General features: G+C 69.3%; 18 protein-coding genes. 9 read left to right on the top strand and 9 right to left on the bottom strand.

Annotation, left to right across the window (positions count from 1 at the left end; all coding sequences use genetic code 11):
- The first annotated feature begins 21 nt into the window (after positions 1-21).
- Genes NJQ98_RS12900 through NJQ98_RS12920 form a run of 5 tightly spaced genes read left to right on the top strand, consistent with a single transcriptional unit; the run spans position 22 to position 3165 of the window.
- Positions 22-576 (top strand): DUF7504 family protein, encoded by a 555-nt coding sequence (locus tag NJQ98_RS12900; RefSeq protein ID WP_262179293.1) that lies wholly within the window; start codon positions 22-24, stop codon positions 574-576.
- A gap of 44 nt (positions 577-620) precedes the next feature.
- Positions 621-956: a DUF7855 family protein gene (locus NJQ98_RS12905; protein ID WP_262179295.1), complete on the top strand. Its 336-nt coding sequence runs from the start codon at positions 621-623 to the stop codon at positions 954-956.
- Positions 953-1771 carry a DUF7856 family protein gene (locus NJQ98_RS12910; RefSeq protein WP_262179297.1) on the top strand — a complete coding sequence of 273 codons (819 nt, stop codon included), beginning with the start codon at positions 953-955 and terminating at the stop codon, positions 1769-1771. Before NJQ98_RS12905 ends, NJQ98_RS12910 begins: the two co-directional genes overlap by 4 nt.
- Before the next feature lie 33 nt (positions 1772-1804).
- A complete protein-coding gene (locus NJQ98_RS12915) occupies positions 1805-2503 on the top strand; it encodes a DUF7857 domain-containing protein (protein ID WP_262179300.1) in 699 nt (232 codons plus the stop codon).
- Positions 2500-3165 carry a MinD/ParA family ATP-binding protein gene (locus NJQ98_RS12920; protein ID WP_262179303.1) on the top strand — a complete coding sequence of 222 codons (666 nt, stop codon included), beginning with the start codon at positions 2500-2502 and terminating at the stop codon, positions 3163-3165. Before NJQ98_RS12915 ends, NJQ98_RS12920 begins: the two co-directional genes overlap by 4 nt.
- Here NJQ98_RS12920 and NJQ98_RS12925 read toward each other — a convergent pair.
- Positions 3144-4004 (bottom strand): transcription initiation factor IIB, encoded by an 861-nt coding sequence (locus NJQ98_RS12925; protein WP_262179305.1) that lies wholly within the window; start codon positions 4002-4004, stop codon positions 3144-3146. The genes NJQ98_RS12920 and NJQ98_RS12925 overlap by 22 nt on opposite strands.
- Positions 4005-4174: 170 nt before the next feature.
- Here NJQ98_RS12925 and NJQ98_RS12930 point away from each other — a divergent pair, with 170 nt between their 5' ends.
- From NJQ98_RS12930 to NJQ98_RS12940, 3 genes are all read left to right on the top strand, one after another.
- Positions 4175-4669, top strand: a complete 495-nt coding sequence (locus tag NJQ98_RS12930) for a DUF7858 family protein (protein ID WP_262179307.1) — start codon at positions 4175-4177, stop codon at positions 4667-4669.
- Between the two features lie 91 nt (positions 4670-4760).
- Positions 4761-6281: a glutamate-cysteine ligase family protein gene (locus tag NJQ98_RS12935; RefSeq protein ID WP_262179308.1), complete on the top strand. Its 1521-nt coding sequence runs from the start codon at positions 4761-4763 to the stop codon at positions 6279-6281.
- Complete coding sequence (locus NJQ98_RS12940; RefSeq protein WP_262179310.1) at positions 6281-6508, top strand: hypothetical protein; 228 nt, start codon at positions 6281-6283, stop codon at positions 6506-6508. Before NJQ98_RS12935 ends, NJQ98_RS12940 begins: the two co-directional genes overlap by 1 nt.
- On the opposite strand, the gene NJQ98_RS12945 is transcribed toward NJQ98_RS12940, so the two are convergent.
- From NJQ98_RS12945 to NJQ98_RS12965, 5 genes are read right to left on the bottom strand one after another with little or no spacing between them, the layout of a single operon-like run.
- Positions 6494-6937, bottom strand: coding sequence for a TIGR00725 family protein (locus tag NJQ98_RS12945; RefSeq protein ID WP_262179312.1), 444 nt, complete (start codon positions 6935-6937; stop codon positions 6494-6496). The two genes, NJQ98_RS12940 and NJQ98_RS12945, sit on opposite strands and share 15 nt — an antisense overlap.
- A gap of 42 nt (positions 6938-6979) precedes the next feature.
- Positions 6980-8464: a class III poly(R)-hydroxyalkanoic acid synthase subunit PhaC gene (gene phaC, locus NJQ98_RS12950; RefSeq protein WP_262179315.1), complete on the bottom strand. Its 1485-nt coding sequence runs from the start codon at positions 8462-8464 to the stop codon at positions 6980-6982.
- A gap of 1 nt (position 8465) precedes the next feature.
- Positions 8466-9008: a poly(R)-hydroxyalkanoic acid synthase subunit PhaE gene (locus NJQ98_RS12955; RefSeq protein ID WP_262179317.1), complete on the bottom strand. Its 543-nt coding sequence runs from the start codon at positions 9006-9008 to the stop codon at positions 8466-8468.
- A gap of 43 nt (positions 9009-9051) precedes the next feature.
- On the bottom strand, positions 9052-9603 hold the full coding sequence (locus NJQ98_RS12960) for a hypothetical protein (RefSeq protein WP_262179319.1): 552 nt from the start codon (positions 9601-9603) through the stop codon (positions 9052-9054).
- Positions 9604-9610: 7 nt separating this feature from the next.
- On the bottom strand, positions 9611-9907 hold the full coding sequence (locus tag NJQ98_RS12965; protein WP_262179321.1) for an AbrB/MazE/SpoVT family DNA-binding domain-containing protein: 297 nt from the start codon (positions 9905-9907) through the stop codon (positions 9611-9613).
- A 299-nt stretch (positions 9908-10206) separates the two neighbouring features.
- Here NJQ98_RS12965 and NJQ98_RS12970 point away from each other — a divergent pair, with 299 nt between their 5' ends.
- On the top strand, positions 10207-10755 hold the full coding sequence (locus tag NJQ98_RS12970) for a MaoC family dehydratase (RefSeq protein WP_262180993.1): 549 nt from the start codon (positions 10207-10209) through the stop codon (positions 10753-10755).
- Between the two features lie 7 nt (positions 10756-10762).
- Here NJQ98_RS12970 and NJQ98_RS12975 read toward each other — a convergent pair whose 3' ends face one another.
- The 3 genes from NJQ98_RS12975 to NJQ98_RS12985 form a co-directional block, all read right to left on the bottom strand.
- Complete coding sequence (locus NJQ98_RS12975; RefSeq protein ID WP_262179323.1) at positions 10763-11614, bottom strand: alpha/beta fold hydrolase; 852 nt, start codon at positions 11612-11614, stop codon at positions 10763-10765.
- Between the two features lie 402 nt (positions 11615-12016).
- The gene (gene cgi121 / locus NJQ98_RS12980; protein ID WP_262179325.1) at positions 12017-12508 is read right to left on the bottom strand and encodes a KEOPS complex subunit Cgi121; all 492 of its coding nucleotides are present in this window, start codon (positions 12506-12508) and stop codon (positions 12017-12019) included.
- A complete protein-coding gene (locus NJQ98_RS12985; protein ID WP_262179327.1) occupies positions 12508-14919 on the bottom strand; it encodes an ATP-dependent DNA helicase in 2412 nt (803 codons plus the stop codon). Before NJQ98_RS12985 ends, cgi121 begins: the two co-directional genes overlap by 1 nt.
- Between the last annotated feature and the right edge of the window lie 3 nt (positions 14920-14922).

Consider the following 14922-nt stretch of genomic DNA (forward strand, 5'->3'; position numbering starts at 1 on the left):
CGGACGGCGAGCCCCTATCCGATGAGTTCGCTCCGCGAGGCGGTCGGTGACGCCGCCGTGACGCTGGTGTGTACGTCGTCGATGGGACCCGTGCGTCGCGTCGACCCGCTCTCGACGACACCGGAGACGACCGTCCTCTGGGTCACCTACAGCCGCCCGCCGGCGGACTGTGCCGAGCAGTTCCGCGCGGCCGGCGCGTCCGGGTCGCTGTCGGTCATCGCCGTCGGCGATATGCCGGCTGACGCCGACGACGTGTCCGTCAGGTCGGTGTCGACGCCCGATGACCTGACCGGGCTGGGAATCACGCTCAGCCAGGCGGTCTCGGCCCACGAGGCGCCTGTCGTCTGCTTCGATTCGCTGACCGCCCTGCTCCAGCACGTGGCGGTGGAGACGGCCTACGAGTTTCTCAACGCCCTCACCGGCCACCTCTATGCGGCCGACGTCGAGGCGTACTTCTATCTCGACCGCGCGCCCTACGACAGCCGAACCGTCGACGCACTCGCGTCGCTGTTCGACGCTGTCGTCGAGGGCGGGGACGGGGCGTGGTCGGCCCGGCGCCGCCGATTGTTGCAGTAGCGAAAAACTAAATTTTAACTTCCCTTCGACACACACTCCAGTTCGTGCTGCTGGTCGTCACGTATACGCGCGAGGCGCGCCGCGACCTGCGAAACGTCTGTCGGGCACACGAGGGGTCGGTCGTTCGCCACTTCGGACGGGCCGCGCTGCTGTCGGCGACGGAGTTCGGGGCGTTCCAGGCGCTCAGGCTCCGCGAGAAACACGGTCTCGACGTCCAACTGGAGCGCGTCCGCCCGTTCGAGCCCGAGGACGCCCCGGCCCGCGTCCGAGCGGCGGCCCGGGCCTACGAGGCCCGCGAGGCCGACTCGACTCCTTACCGACAGTTCGCCGCGGGGCGGGACCTCCCGACAGCCGAACAGCTGCGCGGTGAGACGCTGTGAAGCTCTACGTCCGCGGGACGACATACGAGGGGCGGGCCGTCGACCTGCGCTGTCGGCCGGTCGCGGGCGGGGACGTGGCCGGGGCGGTTCGGGGCGTCCGGTCCCTGCCGGCCGTCGACGCTCCCGCCCCCGGGCCGGTGTACGACTACTGCGGCCGCGTCCACCCGGCGATGGGACTCCGGACTAAGACGGCAGTGGCCGCGGCCGCCCGGTCGCGGGGCCACCGGACGACTCACGACGACGCGCTCGCCGAACTGCGGGAGCGGCTGGCCGACCTCGACCGGGCCGAGCCGACCCTGCCGCGAGCGCGGGAGCCGATAGACGACGACGCCGTCGCCACGCTCCGAGAGCGGGTCGCGGCGACGCGCGGCCGGCTGGAGGCGCGGGAGGCCCTGGGCGCGGAGACGGAGGCGGTCGAACAGCGGGTGCGAGAGGCCGCGCGGACGCTGGCGGAGCGGGAGACCGAACGCGCCGCCGCCGAGCAGAGCCGCCGGCAGCGACGCGACCGGGCCCGCGAGTACAGGGACCGGCAGGCACGGCGCCGGCGGCTGGCCGACCGGCTGGCGAACCGCCGGCGCGACGCCCGCCGTGAGCTCCTCGAGCGCGTCAGCGACGCGTTCGCGGCCGCCCTCGACGCCGTCCCCGGCCCGGTGCCCGCCGATACCGACGACCCGCTCGACGCGCCGCCGGTCCCGGCCGCGCTGGCGACCCTCCGGCTCGCCCGTACCGACGCCCCGGTCGTCGTCGAGACCGACCGCTTCCCGAGCCCGACGGCCGCCGCCGACTGGCTCGATGCGCCGGTCGTCCGGTGCTGAGATTTAAATCCGAGCGGGCGACCACCGCCCGCCATGGTTACGTTCGACTGTTCGGCCAGCCGCCACGACGGGGTGACGCTGGTCACCGTCCATCTCCGGCGTCTCGACGTCCCGACGCGGGTGACCGTTCGGAACTGCCTCGACGGCCCGGTGTGGCCCCCGCGGAGTGAGGGGCTGCCCGAGGCCGGCTGGTCGGAGACCGGGTTCTCAGGCGTCCTCGCGCCCGGGGCACACGCGCTCGGGTACGCGACACCGGCTCAACCCGAGGGACAGCCGGCCGAGCTCGCCGACGCCGTCGCGGTCCCTGAAGCGGACCCAATCGGAGCGAGGTCGGGCGGTCCAGCCGACGTGGTCCGCGAGCTGGGTGACCCATTGCCGCCGGCCGACGCCGTGCCGGCCGTCGAACCGAGGGAGTCGCCGGTAGCCACGGCGGAAGCGTCGTCGGCTCCCGGCGCCGAGGGAGACCACCCCGTACGGCTCCCGTCGGCGGTGGAGCCCTGGCTAGCCGAGATGGAGCGCCGGGTCGACAGCGCCGAGGCGCTCGCGGCCGCCGAAACCCTCCCCGAGGCGACGGCGGCGGTACGGGGCGCGGGCGGGCTGGCCGAGGTGCGGGCGCTCGCCGACGACGGGGACGAGCGCCGGCTCAGGCTCGTCGCCCGGCGGGCGCGACGGCTGGCCGACCGGCGCGCGGGGGCGACGATACCGGTCGAGACGCTTTCGACGCTCGCATGATCGTCGCCGTCACCGGGGGCAAGGGCGGCGTCGGCAAGTCGACGGTCGCGTACAACCTCGCGGCCCAGCTCGACGGCTGCGTCGTCGACGGTGACCTCGCCATGGCGGACCTGCCGGCGAGTCACGGGCCGGACCTCCACGACGTGCTGGCGGGGCGAGCCACGCCCGCCGAGGCCGTCTGCGAGGACGGGCCAGTGACGATACTCCCCTGTGGCCGGACGCTCGCCGGCGCCCGGGCGGTCGATTCGACGCGACTGGCCGACGTGCTCGAAACGCTCGACCGCGCCCACCGCTGGGTCGTGGTGGACTCGCCCGCCGGACTGCGCGCGGACGTGGGTCTCCCGCTCGCAGTCTCCGACGCGGCGGTGCTGGTGACGACCGGCTCGACGGCGGCGCTGGCCGACGCGTTGCGGGTCCGCGAGCTCGCCAGGGAGCTGGACGCCGGGCTCTGCCGGGTCGTCCTCAACCGAGCCGGTCCGGAACCGGCGACTGCCACCGTCGCCGACCGGTTCGGGGCGCCCGTCGTCGCCGTTCCCGACAGCGAGGCCGTCGCGACGGCCCAGCGACACGGCCACCCCGTCAGCCGGACTGCGCCCGACTCCACCGCCGCCAGCGCTTTCGAGGCGCTCGCGGCCGCCGTCTACTCCTGTAGCTCCGTGTAGGTCGCCCGCAGCGTCACCGGCGTCACGTCGGCCACGCCCGCGGCTTCGGCCTGGGTCAGCTCGCCGCCCCGTTCCTGTGCCGCGGTGTAGAGACACGCCGCGGCGACGCCCGCGGGGTTGCGCCCGCCGATGAGCCCGCGGTCCCGGGCCTCGCCGACGAGGCCTTCGGCGCGACTACGGGTCTCGTCGGGTAGAGACAGCTCGCTCGCAAAGCGGGGGACGTACTCCCGCGGGTCGATGGGGCCGGTCGGCAGCCCCAGCTCGCGGTTCAGGGCGTCGTAGGCCGCCCGAAGCTCGTTGGGCTCCGCCCGGGCGGCCCGACACAGCTCCTCGACGGTCCGGGCGACGCCCTCGGTGCGGCAGGTGGCATACACTGCCGCCGCGGCAAACCCCTCCAGCGACCGGCCTTGGAGCAGGTCCTCGGTCTGGGCCGACTCGAAGAGGACGCAGGCCCGGTCGCGGATGGCCGCCGACAGACCCAGCGAGCCGACGATGCGGCGAATCTCCGTGAAGGCGTACACCTGGTTGCGCTCGCGCTTGGAGCTGACCTGGGCTCGCCGGTGTTGGCGGCGCAGTCGAGCCATCTGCCGTCGCTTGCGCCCCTTGAGCCGCGTCGACCGGCCGATTTCCGTCGAGAGCCCGCGGTCGTGGCGGGACCGAGTCAACGGCGCGCCGGTCCGGGCGCTGTCGGTCTCGTCGTCCTCGAAGCTTCGCCACTCCGGGCCGCGGTCGATGCTGTCCTCGCTGACGACTAGCCCACAGTGGACACACACCGTCTCACACCCGTCCTGTTTCAGCGACCCGTCGCATTCGGGACACCCTGACGTTACGGTAGCCATACTCGAAGCTACGGCAGCCAGGTGGGTTAAAAAACCGACGCTGATGGCGGTCTCGGGCCGATTTCGCCTCGATGCACCTACCGGTTACCGGTAGGTAAATCCCCCTGCCGGCTCGGGTCTCGCCCGCGCGAACGCCACCGTTAAATTCCGCGCCGCCGAACGAGATACCAATGGGGCTCGCCGACATTGCCGCCGGCATCGAGGTGACCGACAGCCAGCGCGACCGCGGCGTGGCGGCCGTCGACGACACCGACGACTCCCTGGCCGAGCGGCTGGCGCCCTTCGCCGACCGGCTCCCGTGTTCGCCGGCCGACGCCGCGACTATCGTCGACGCGTACGCGAGCGGTCGGGCGGTCGACGACTGTGGCCACGTCGCCGAGGTGCCGCCCGTGACTGCCGCAAAGACGCTGCATCTACTCGGCGAGCGGGTCTCGCCGGTCGGCCCGACGGGGCGTGACGTCGTCGCCGACTGGCTCGACGGCCGGCTCTCCCGCAGCGACGCGATGGCGCTTGCCGGCGTCGGCGAACGCACCTTCGCCCTGGCGGCCTACGTCGAGAGCACGGACCGGCTGCCGGAGGCCCGGGACGCGGTCGAAGGGGCGCTGGAGACGGAGGAGGCGGACCCGCTGGGCGAGGCGCGCAGTGACGTCGGCGAGCTACTGTGACTTCTCGTGGGAACGCCGCCCCGTTTCGTCTCGGTTGTGTAACTCTCGCGACTGGACCACGTTTTTGACCCCCCGCCGAGAATCCGGTGGTATGTCGGCATCCGAACTGGCAGCGGCGGTGGGTCGGGCCCTCGACGTGGACGGTGAGGCGTTCCACGAGCGGGCACGCGAAGAGGCTGCTCAGCTCAAAGAGGAGGTCCGTTCGGGCACGTTCGACAACTCCGAGGCCATCGTCGGGATGGAGCTTGAGCTGTACGCCGTCGACGACCGGACCGACGCCCTGCGGCGGATGCCCCGCCATCTGCTCGAGCTCATCGGCTTCGAGAAGGAGCTCGGGCTCCACAACGCGGAGATGCAGACCAGCCCGCAGCCGCTGAACTCCCACGGACTGGCCGCCCAGCGCAACGAGCTGAAGGCGTCGTTGCTGCCGGCCCAGCAGCGCGTCCAGAGTGAGGGCATCCGGCTGGTCTCGGACGGGATGTGGACGGTGCCGCCGAACGGCGAGACCGCCCGCGAGTACCTCTGTGACTGTGTCGAGGAGGACGGAATTCGCATCGGGACGAACATGACCGACGCGGTGCGGTACCACACGATGGCCAACACGGGCTACCCGTCGGCGTTCGAACTCGACGCCCCGCACGTCTCGCTCTCGGCCGAGACCGTCATGCCGGAGTCGCTCATCACCTCTATCCAGCCCCACTACCAGATTCCCCACGCGCCGGACCTGCCGGAGTACTTCACCTACGCCCTGCGCATCGCCGCCCCGGTGCTCGCGCTGAGCGTCAACTCCCCCTTCTTCCCGCCGGACCTCTACGACGACGCCCCCGACGCTGACATCGTCGCCGACGCCCACATGGAGAACCGCGTCGGCGTCTTCGAGTCGGTGCTGAACCCGGCCGAGGGGGACTCGACGCCGCCGAAGGTGTGTTTCCCGCCCGACTTCGACACCGTCGAGGACGTCATCGACGACATCGTCGAGGACGACACCATCGTCCCCCGGCGGCTCCAGTCGGGCACCCGATTCGACGACGACTTCGTCCACTTCCGGCACAAACACGGCTCCTACTGGCGGTGGGTCCGTCCCGTCTTCGAGGGGCCCACGCGGTCGGCGGCCAACGCCCGTATCGAGTTCCGGCCCTTGCCGGCCCAGCCCACCGTCGACGACGCCGTCGCCTTCGAGGCGCTGGTCGCCGGCCTGATGGAGAGCCTGGTCCAGTTCGAACACCCCATCCAGTCACAGGACTGGGAGACCGCGCGGGAGAACTTCTACGCGGCCACCCGAGACGGACTCGACGCGGACATCGAGTGGATAACCGCCGACGGCACGACGACCACGTCGACCGACGAGATATACGGCGAACTGTTCGAACACGCCCGCGATGGGCTGGAGGGGCGCGGGCTCTCGACTGAGGCCGCCCACGAGTACCTCCGGCCGCTTCGCGAGCGCGCCGACCGACGGATGACGCCCGCCCGCTGGAAACACGACTACGTCCGAAAGCGCGTCGAGGAGAACGTCCCGCTGGCGGAGGCCATCTGGGGGATGCAGGCCGCTTACATCCGCCAGCAGGAGGAGACGCTGCTCGATGGCACCTTCCTCGACTGGTTGGAGTGATGAGACTCGCCGACACCGAACGGACCGCCCTGTGGGTGGCGAGCGGGCTGGCCGGCGTCGTCCACCTGCTCGCTCCGGGCGTCCTGCTCCGCCTCGCCAGCCGGGCCTACCGGCTGGTGCTGGCCGTCGAGTTCGACCCGAAACCGGGGGCGAAACGACGCGTGCGGCTGGTTGGTGTCGCCTTTCTCGCCGTCGCCGTCGCGCTCCGTCGACTACTGGAGCGCTGATTCGACGTAGTCGACGGCCTCATCGGCGGTCTCGACGTGTTCGATACCTTCGAGGGAATGAGTACCGATGCCGGCCACGGGCCGGTCCATATCCAGGGCGTGGCCCAGCTCCGAGAGCGTCCCGGTGCTGCCGTCGACGGCAATAACGGCGTCGCCGTTCAGCACGACCAGCACGTTCCGGGCGTTGCCCATCCCCGTCGCGATGGCTGTCTCGACGTGGTCGTTGGCGGTTGTCCGGTCTTCGTTCGGGAGGATGCCGATGGTGTGTCCGTCCGCCTCGCGGGCGCCCGCACAGACCGCTTCCATCACGCCGCCGAAGCCGCCACAGACGACCTCGTGCCCCCGCTCGCCGAGCAACCGACCCACCTCGCGAGCCTGTTCGTACTCCTCGTCGGTAACTGTCGAGCCGCCGATGACGGAGACGCGCATGCGTCGGCTACCGGACGGGAGATAGAAAAGAAACCGCTTCGCCTACAGTTGGTCGAGCCAGTCCTGGGCCTGGGACGGTGAGGCGTTGGTGATTTCGGCCAGTTCGGCCGGGTCGTACTCCGACAGGTCCTCGACCGTCTCGATGCCGGCGTCGCGGAGCCGGTCGGCGTAGGTCGGCCCGATGCCGGAGACGGTGTCGACGCCGTCGGAGAGCTCCCCGCTCTCGGCGGCCGCGGCCTGGTCGACCGCGTCCTCGGAGTCCGCTTCCTCGGCTTCGGTGTCCGCGTCGTCGTCCACTTCGACCTCGACGGCGTCGTCGGCCGCTTGGGCCGCCTCGCTGGCGGCGTCGGCGACCTCCTCGACGGCGGACTGGGCCTCGTCCTCGGGGGACTCGACCTCGATGTCGACCTCCTCGCTGTTGCGCTCGCTGTACCACTCGGCCACGTCGGGCCACAGTTCGGCGTGGGTCGAGGAGGAGACCGAGAGGCCGATGTGGCCCGTCGAGAACTCCATGATGGTCGTGTCGTCGCTGGGGATGACGTCGTTGAACGGCTTCGAGGCGTCCGCCGGGACGAGGTGGTCGTACTCGCCCATCAGCTGGAGGACTGGCATGTCGATGTTCTGAATGTCGACGTGCTTGCCGTCGAGCTCCAGCTCGTTCCTGTAGAGCTTGTTGTCCTGGTAGATGTCTTCGAGGAACTGGACGTAGGTCTCGCCGGCGACGTCGATGCCGTCGCCGAGCCACTTCTCCATCCGGCCGAAGTTCTCCACGAAGTCCTCGTTCTCCATGTTCTCGGCGAAGCGGACGTACTTCGAGACGTAGTTCTCGACGGGGTCCATCAGCGCGAAGCCGATGTCGAGCATCTCCGCGGGGACGTTGCCGAAGGTGTCGGTCACGTCCGAGGGCTCGTAGTACTCGCCCGCGCCCCACTCTTCGAGGACGCCGCCGGTCTGGTCGAAACAGAGGCCGGCGGCCATCAGCCCGAGGGTGTTGACCTTCTCCCCGTGGAGGGCGCTGTACATCACCGACATCGTTCCGCCCATGCAGTAGCCGAGCAGGTTGATGGCGTCCTGGCCCGAGCGCTCCCGCACCACGTCGACGCAGTTGTCGATGTAGCGGTTGACGTAGTCGTCGAGCGTGAGGTGCTTATCGAGCCGCGAGGGCTCGTTCCAGTCGATGAGGTAGACGTCGTGACCGCCCTCCAGCAGACGCCGCACTACCGACCGCTCCTCCTGGAGGTCCAGGATGTACGGGCGGTTGATGAGCGCGTAGACGATGAGGATGGGGACCGACTCCTTCTCGTCCTCGTCGACCTCGATGCCGGCGGCCTCGGCGTCGTAGTGGAGGAGTTCGAGCTTGTTCTCCTCGTAGACGACCTCGCTGGGCGTCTGACCGACCTCGACGGACTCCATCAGTTCGAGCCGCTCGTCGGCGATAGACGACTTCTCGACGGTGTCGGTCATCGCTTCGAGGGACTTGCGCTGCCAGTCGAGCGCGGCCGTAAACGGGTTGTAGTTGCTGGACATGTTACTCCAGTTGCTCGATGATGCGGTCGAGCTTCTCCTCGACCGCGTGCTGTCGGCGTTCGAGTTCGACCAGGCGCTCGGCTACCTCGTCCATGTTCTCCTGTGTGGGAAAGCCCATCTGAGCGATGGCGTCCTGGGAGAGCTCCTCGGCCTCCTGTTGCATCTCCATCATCGACTCGACGAGCTGGCCGTTGGCCGCGGCGAAGGCCGACGTGCCCATCACCTGCTTGAACGCCTCGTTGGCGGACTTGAGCCAGATGTCGCGGAACTCGGCCGGGTCGACGTCCTCGCCCTGCGCGGCGGCCGTCGACCGCTCGACCATCTGTTCGGCGGCGTCGACCCACTCCTCGTAGGCCCGGTTGTACCCCTGCAGCCCCTCGGACATCTCCTCTTCCTTCGGGATCGAGTCCTCGACGGCGTCGGCCCACGACTCGACGAAGGCGGCCTGTGCCTCCATGTTCTGCTCCATGGAGTCGGCGACCGCCGTGTTCATCTCCTCGACCATCTCCGCCCACTCCTCTTGCATCTGGTTTGTATCGCTCATTGGTGTACTATGGTCCTGTAACGCACAAAAAACGGCTGGTTGGTTACGCCTCGACGGCGTCGGCGGCCTGGGCCTGCACTTCCTCGACCTGCTCCTGTATCTCCTCGACCTGCTCCTGGACCTCCTCGAGCTGGTCGCCGAACTGCTCGGCGACCTCGACGGACTGGGACTCCAGCTCCTCGTGGGCCTCGACGAGCATGCCGACCTGCTCGTCGACGGCCGCGACGTAGTCCTCGGTCATCTCGTCGTAGGCCTCGACGCCCTCGACCATCTCGCTCTCGACGTTGTCGAAGACCTCGGCGTGGTTCTCCAGCAGGAAGTCGTACTGCTCGTCGACGGTGGCGCGGAGCTCGTCGATGGTGCCGGTCATGCCGGGGACGGTGGCCTCGACGGCGTCGAGGTAGCTGTGGAAGGCGGTCTTCGAGAGCTCGACGCTGCGGCGCTGGGCCGACTCCTGGGTGTCGAGGCTGTCGATGAGCGCCTCGTTGACGTTCTGCTGGAAGCTCACTGTCTGCTCCAGGGCCTTCTGGCTCTGCTCGATAGTCGCGCGCTGCATCTCGAAGGCTGTCGTGACGGGGGTGGTGTAGTCTACCATTGTTGTGTTACTCCGTGTTGTTGCTGACCGGGAGGACGACGGTCTGGACGATATCGCCTTCCTCGATGCCGAGCGCCTCGCGCTCCGCGTCGGGGATGCTGATTCGGCCGCCGCTCTGGACGCGGGTTTTGAACGTCGCCATCTGGCTCATCGCGCCCAACTGATTCATATCGAACGTCGGCATGCCGCCGTTGGCGAACAACTGCTTCATCATCTGTTGCTGCTGTTCCATCGCGTTCTCGCTCGCCTGCTGCATCCCCTTGAACATCGGGGGCCACATCAGACCATCGTCCTCTTCGGCCATCGGTATCAGACACTACTCCGTTCAATGACTTAAAACTTTCCGTGATTTACCATCTGCTACCATTGAATGGTACTGAGTGGTAAGCGGTAAGCTGCGGCCACGAACGCCCCGCTCGCCCTCGCAGCAGGCGTTATCTGAAAACAATACTGCCGTTGAGGCGCGGTAGAAGCCGTCTCCTGGCCGTCGAGTGAAATCTATCACCAAGGTTTAATAGCCCGACCGCTAAACAGGATTCATCAATGAGTTCTGAACCGTTGCGGAACCCACTGCTCGATACGTGGACAGAGACCTCTTCTCACATGTTCAACAGCGTCGTCGCGGCCAACCGAGCGGCGTTTGCGGCGTTCGGCGTCAACCCCGACGAGGACCTCCCGTCGCCCGCCGAGCGCATCGAACCCGACGAGGACCTCCCGGAGTGGCACGTCGCCATCTCGGAGGACCACCCCGACCGGCTCGGCGTCGGCGACACCGTCGAGTTCACGAAGACCATCTCGGACAACGACGTCAAGCAGTTCGCCGCCGCCAGCGGCGACACGAACCCGCTCCATCTGGACGACGAGTTCGCCGAGGGGACCCGCTTCCGTGGCCGCATCGCCCACGGCACGCTCGTCGGGAGCCTCATCAGCGCCGCGCTCGCGCGCCTGCCCGGCCTGACCATCTACCTCTCCCAGGACCTGGAGTTCCACAACCCCGTCCGCATCGGCGACCGCCTCACCGCCGAGTGCGAGATTGTCGAGGACCTGGGCGACGAGCAGTACCGCCTCACCACGCGCGTCAAAGAGGACGACACGGTCGTCATCGACGGCGAGGCCGTCGTGCTCATCGACGAACTCCCGGACGACAGCTAACTACGTCTCACGTTCCCGCACAGAACGACCGCACCGTCTCGTTGAACCACTCCGGGCGCTCCCGGGGCGGGCAGTGGCCGCAGTTTTCTACCAGTTCGAGCCTGCTGTTCGGTAGTTTCGACGCCGCCCGCCGGGACCACGACGGCGGAAACAGCGGGTCCTCGTCGCCGTGAATCAGCAGCGTCGGCGCCGTCAGCTCCCCCAGCCGGTCCGCGTAGTTCGTCCGGAAGCCGCTCGTCAGGAACTCGCTGCGCTGCCAGCGCCGCATCGCGCGCACGGTCCGGCGGTCGACGACGCTGTCCACGTCGTCGACCAGTTCCCCGGGCGGCTCGGTCGCACCCATGCTCCGGAGGCCTGTCCGAATCGCCGGCTTCGACGTGCTCACGCCCTGCCAGACCATGTTCCCCAGCAGCGGCGTCTGAAACAGCCCGCTCGCCGCCGTCCGCCAGTAGGCGTCCCCGCCCAGCCCGTAGCTGTTGACCAGCACGAGCCGCTCGACGCTCCCGCCGTCCAGCGCGTGGCCCAGCGCCAGCGCCCCGCCCATCGACAGCCCCGCTATCGCGGGCTCGTCCACGTCTATGGCGTCCAGAAACGCCTTCACGGCCGCCAGGTAGTACGGCGTCGTGTAGGCGCGGTCCGGCTTGTCGCTCTCGCCGTGCCCCGGCAGGTCCGGCGCGTAGACGGTCCGGTCGCCGGCCAGCGCGGGCAGTGCGTGGCGCCAGGAGACCGACGCGGCGTCCAGCCCGATTCCGTGCAGAAAGACCAGCGGCGGCCCGCTCCCGCCGGTCCTGTAGTGTATATCCACGTCGTCGCCATCGACGGACAGCTCGACGCGCTCCGATGCGATCTGGGAACTCATTGCTCAACTTCGGGGGCCGCGTCGGATGAGACTTTCTGGAGTGTGGCTAGCACAACACATATAAGTCAAACGAACGACAGGTACGCTGACGCTCAGACACTGTGCCCACCTCGGTCGCCGGCCGAACGCTAGGGCCGCTTCCGATTATTTCTTCCGTGGGTATTATTTGCCGAGGTGCTATTTCCCCGGTTTACGACGGTTCTCGCCGTTCGACTCTAGATTGCGGTCGCATCGCGACCCGTGAACGGCATCGCAGGCTAACAAATTCCTTTGAGAGAATCATTTGAATAGGCATGCTATCTCTCTCACCGGAACTACGCTACCGCCGTGTTCGCGGACGCCGTGGAACTGCGGTTCGGGGAACCGCGCCCCCCGGTCGCCGAGCGGTCCGCCGTAGCACGCTCACTTCTCCACGACCAGCAACGCCACCCGCTCGCGGACGGCGTCGGCCAGCGTCCCCTCCGTCGCGGCCAGTTCGTCGTCGCTCACGCCGAAGAAATCGCGTACGCGTCCGTCGTCGTAGTCCCCGAGCGTCTCGGCGGCGGTGAGCCGTTCGCGGAGGTCGTCGGCCGCCCGCTCCTCGTCCCCCTCACCCACGACGACCGCCACGACCGGACACTCGCCCTCGCCGACGCCCATCTCCAGCGCCCGGTTTATCTGTCGGCGGCCGGCCGCGTACAGCAGTATCTCGACGCCGAAGTCGTCGGCAATCGTCTCGCCACGCTCGCGGGCGCGGGCGGCGAGGTCGACCGCCCGCTCCAGATGCGCGCGGTCCACGACGTAGCGGGCGTCGAAGGCCTGGACCGTTACGCCGTGGGCCTCGCCGATGGCGTCGAGTTCGCCCACGAACGCGCCCACGTCGTCGATGTCGGCCCGCCCCTCGACGACCTCCATCAGAAGTCCCCCAGGCTGGACTGGTCTTCCTCCGGCTCGTCCTCGTAGTCCTCCTCGCCGTCGCGGGCCGACGGCTCGTCGACTTCGACGTTCGGGTCGGGCTCGACGCCCTCCATCGAGGGGTCCCGGTGGCCGGCGTTCTCAAGGACGTTCTCGGCGGTCTTGCGGCGCCCGCGCAGCGCGGCCAGCACGACCGGTTTCGCGGCGTCGCGCAGCGCGGCGCGGTCGCCGATGCCGGCCTCGAACAGCCGACGGGCGCGCTTGCGGCCCACGCCGCGCACGCCGGCGAGGTCGACCAGCTCCTCGCGGACGCCGTGTTCGACGCGGATGCGGGCCTCGCTGATGGCCCGGGCGGCATCGGAGTCGACCTCGCCGGCCAGCGACTCGGCGGCCCCCAGCAGCCACTGGGCCGTCTCGACCTTCCCGCGGATGTCGCCCGGGCCGACGCCGTAGCGGTCGGTGATGGTCTCCTCGTCGACCTCGCTGGCCCAGTCCTCCAGCAGGCGGGCCGTCTTCAGCGCCGAGAGCCAGTCCTCGAAGCGTTCGTCCTCGAACTCGGAGGGCGTCGGTCCGAGGAGTTCGTCCTCGCGCTCGTACAGCTCCATCTCGTACTCCTCGCGGTCGCCCGACCGCAGGTAGAGCTGGTACATGTCGGGGGTCCGCGAGACGAGGTGGTACAGCCCCAGCGCCGAGATGTCGTCGGGGTCGATGTCGGCGTCGCCCTCGCTCTCCCCGGCGAGCTCGCTCGCCGTGGTGAACGCGCCGTCGGCGTCCTCCGTGTCCGGCCCGTCGCTCGCCTCGGGCTCGCCGCCGTGGCGCGCCCAGTACTCCAGCCCGTCGACGATCTCCGCGGCGCTCATCGGGTCCAGATACAGCCGCGAGACGGTGTGGCCCAGCGAGGTGGCATCGAGTTCACCCGCATCGACGTCGAGGAAGCCGTTGCGCTCCAAATACGTCAGCACGTCGTCGACGACCCGCTCCAGCCGGCCGCTCTCGTCGGTCTGGCTGGCATAGAGGGTCTGTTCGAGGAACTCCAGGAGCCCGCTTCGCGACCGCGCAAAGCCGGAGGAGACGGTCGCGAGGATGTGCGTCCTGAGGGCGGGCTCGGCGGCGAGTTTCGAGCGGACCGGCTCGGGGTCTGCCCAGACGTACCGCTCGAACAGCTCGTCGAGTTCGTCGTGACTGCTCGCCACCAGCACCGCTTCGCCGTAGGGGTCCAGCCCCGGGCGGCCGGCCCGCCCCATCATCTGGTGGACCTCAAGCACCGAGAGGGGGGCCATCCCGCCGGCGCTCCCGTCGTAGCGGCGCCAGTCCCGGACGACGACGCGCCGGGAGGGGGTGTTCACCCCGGCCGCGAGCGTCGGCGTCGCACAGACGACCTTCACGAGGCGGTCCTGGAAGGCCTGCTCGACGAGTTCGCGGTGGCCCCTGGCGAGACCGGCGTGGTGGAACGCGGCGCCGTCCGCGACGGCGTCGGCCAGGTCGTCGCTCGTCTCCGTGTCGCTCACGTCCCGTATCTCGTCGGCGATGTCGGCGAGCTGTGCCCGCTCGTCGCTCGTCAGGTGCGGCCGGACCGTGCTCCCGAGCCGGCCCGCGGCGGCCTCCGCGTTCCGGCGGGAGTTGACGAACACGAGCGTCGAGCCCCCCTCCTCGACGGTCCCGTCCTCGCCCTGTTTGTCCTGTAACGTGTCCCGGACGATGGCCGCGGTGGGCTTCTCGTTGTTCTGGACGGCGAGCCGTTGCTGGCTCCCGTCCTCAAGATGCAGGGCCTGCCCGTAGTGAACCCCCTTCTGGAGCTCGATGGGCCGCCAGTCCGAGTCCACCAGCTCGGCGTCGAGCCAGCCGGCGAGCTCGTCGGCGTTGCCGATTGTGGCCGACAGCGCCACCGTCTGCAGGTCCGGATTGAGCCGCCGGAGTTTGGCCAGGGTCACTTCGAGCGTGGGGCCGCGCTGGCTGTCGTCCACCAGGTGTACCTCGTCGCTGACGACACAGGTCAGGTCCTCGAGCCACGGCGCGTCGTTACGTACCAGGGAGTCGACCTTCTCGCTGGTGGCGACGACGATGTCACAGTCGCCGAGCCAGCCGCCGTCGGACTCGTAGTTGCCCGTCGAGACGCCCACAGAGAGCCCGTACTGCTCGAACTGCTCGAACTCGGCCTGCTTCTCGCTGGCCAGCGCCCGGAGGGGGACGATGTAGAGGGCCGTCCCGCCGCGGGCGACGGCAGACAGCATCGCCAGCTCGGCGACGAGGGTCTTGCCACTCGCCGTGGGGATGGCCGCGACGATGTTCTCGCCCTCGGTCACCCCGCGCTCGACGGCCTCGGCCTGGGGTGGGTACAGCTGTTCGATGCCGCCGGCGCGTAGATGCTCGGGGAGCCAGTCGGGCACGCCCGGCAGGTCCGCAACGTCCATTGG

The sequence above is a fragment of the Haloarcula laminariae genome, from assembly GCF_025457605.1.
Lineage (GTDB): Archaea > Halobacteriota > Halobacteria > Halobacteriales > Haloarculaceae > Haloarcula > Haloarcula laminariae.

Coding starts and splice junctions, on each gene's coding strand:
- NJQ98_RS12900 (WP_262179293.1), top strand. CDS start 22: ATGAGTTCGCTCCGCGAGGCGGTCGGTGACGCCGCCGTGACGCTGGTG.
- NJQ98_RS12915 (WP_262179300.1), top strand. CDS start 1,805: ATGGTTACGTTCGACTGTTCGGCCAGCCGCCACGACGGGGTGACGCTG.
- NJQ98_RS12920 (WP_262179303.1), top strand. CDS start 2,500: ATGATCGTCGCCGTCACCGGGGGCAAGGGCGGCGTCGGCAAGTCGACG.
- NJQ98_RS12925 (WP_262179305.1), bottom strand. CDS start 4,004: ATGGCTACCGTAACGTCAGGGTGTCCCGAATGCGACGGGTCGCTGAAA.
- NJQ98_RS12930 (WP_262179307.1), top strand. CDS start 4,175: ATGGGGCTCGCCGACATTGCCGCCGGCATCGAGGTGACCGACAGCCAG.
- NJQ98_RS12935 (WP_262179308.1), top strand. CDS start 4,761: ATGTCGGCATCCGAACTGGCAGCGGCGGTGGGTCGGGCCCTCGACGTG.
- NJQ98_RS12940 (WP_262179310.1), top strand. CDS start 6,281: ATGAGACTCGCCGACACCGAACGGACCGCCCTGTGGGTGGCGAGCGGG.
- NJQ98_RS12945 (WP_262179312.1), bottom strand. CDS start 6,937: ATGCGCGTCTCCGTCATCGGCGGCTCGACAGTTACCGACGAGGAGTAC.
- phaC (WP_262179315.1), bottom strand. CDS start 8,464: ATGTCCAGCAACTACAACCCGTTTACGGCCGCGCTCGACTGGCAGCGC.
- NJQ98_RS12955 (WP_262179317.1), bottom strand. CDS start 9,008: ATGAGCGATACAAACCAGATGCAAGAGGAGTGGGCGGAGATGGTCGAG.
- NJQ98_RS12960 (WP_262179319.1), bottom strand. CDS start 9,603: ATGGTAGACTACACCACCCCCGTCACGACAGCCTTCGAGATGCAGCGC.
- NJQ98_RS12965 (WP_262179321.1), bottom strand. CDS start 9,907: ATGGCCGAAGAGGACGATGGTCTGATGTGGCCCCCGATGTTCAAGGGG.
- NJQ98_RS12970 (WP_262180993.1), top strand. CDS start 10,207: ATGTTCAACAGCGTCGTCGCGGCCAACCGAGCGGCGTTTGCGGCGTTC.
- NJQ98_RS12975 (WP_262179323.1), bottom strand. CDS start 11,614: ATGAGTTCCCAGATCGCATCGGAGCGCGTCGAGCTGTCCGTCGATGGC.
- cgi121 (WP_262179325.1), bottom strand. CDS start 12,508: ATGGAGGTCGTCGAGGGGCGGGCCGACATCGACGACGTGGGCGCGTTC.
- NJQ98_RS12985 (WP_262179327.1), bottom strand. CDS start 14,919: ATGGACGTTGCGGACCTGCCGGGCGTGCCCGACTGGCTCCCCGAGCAT.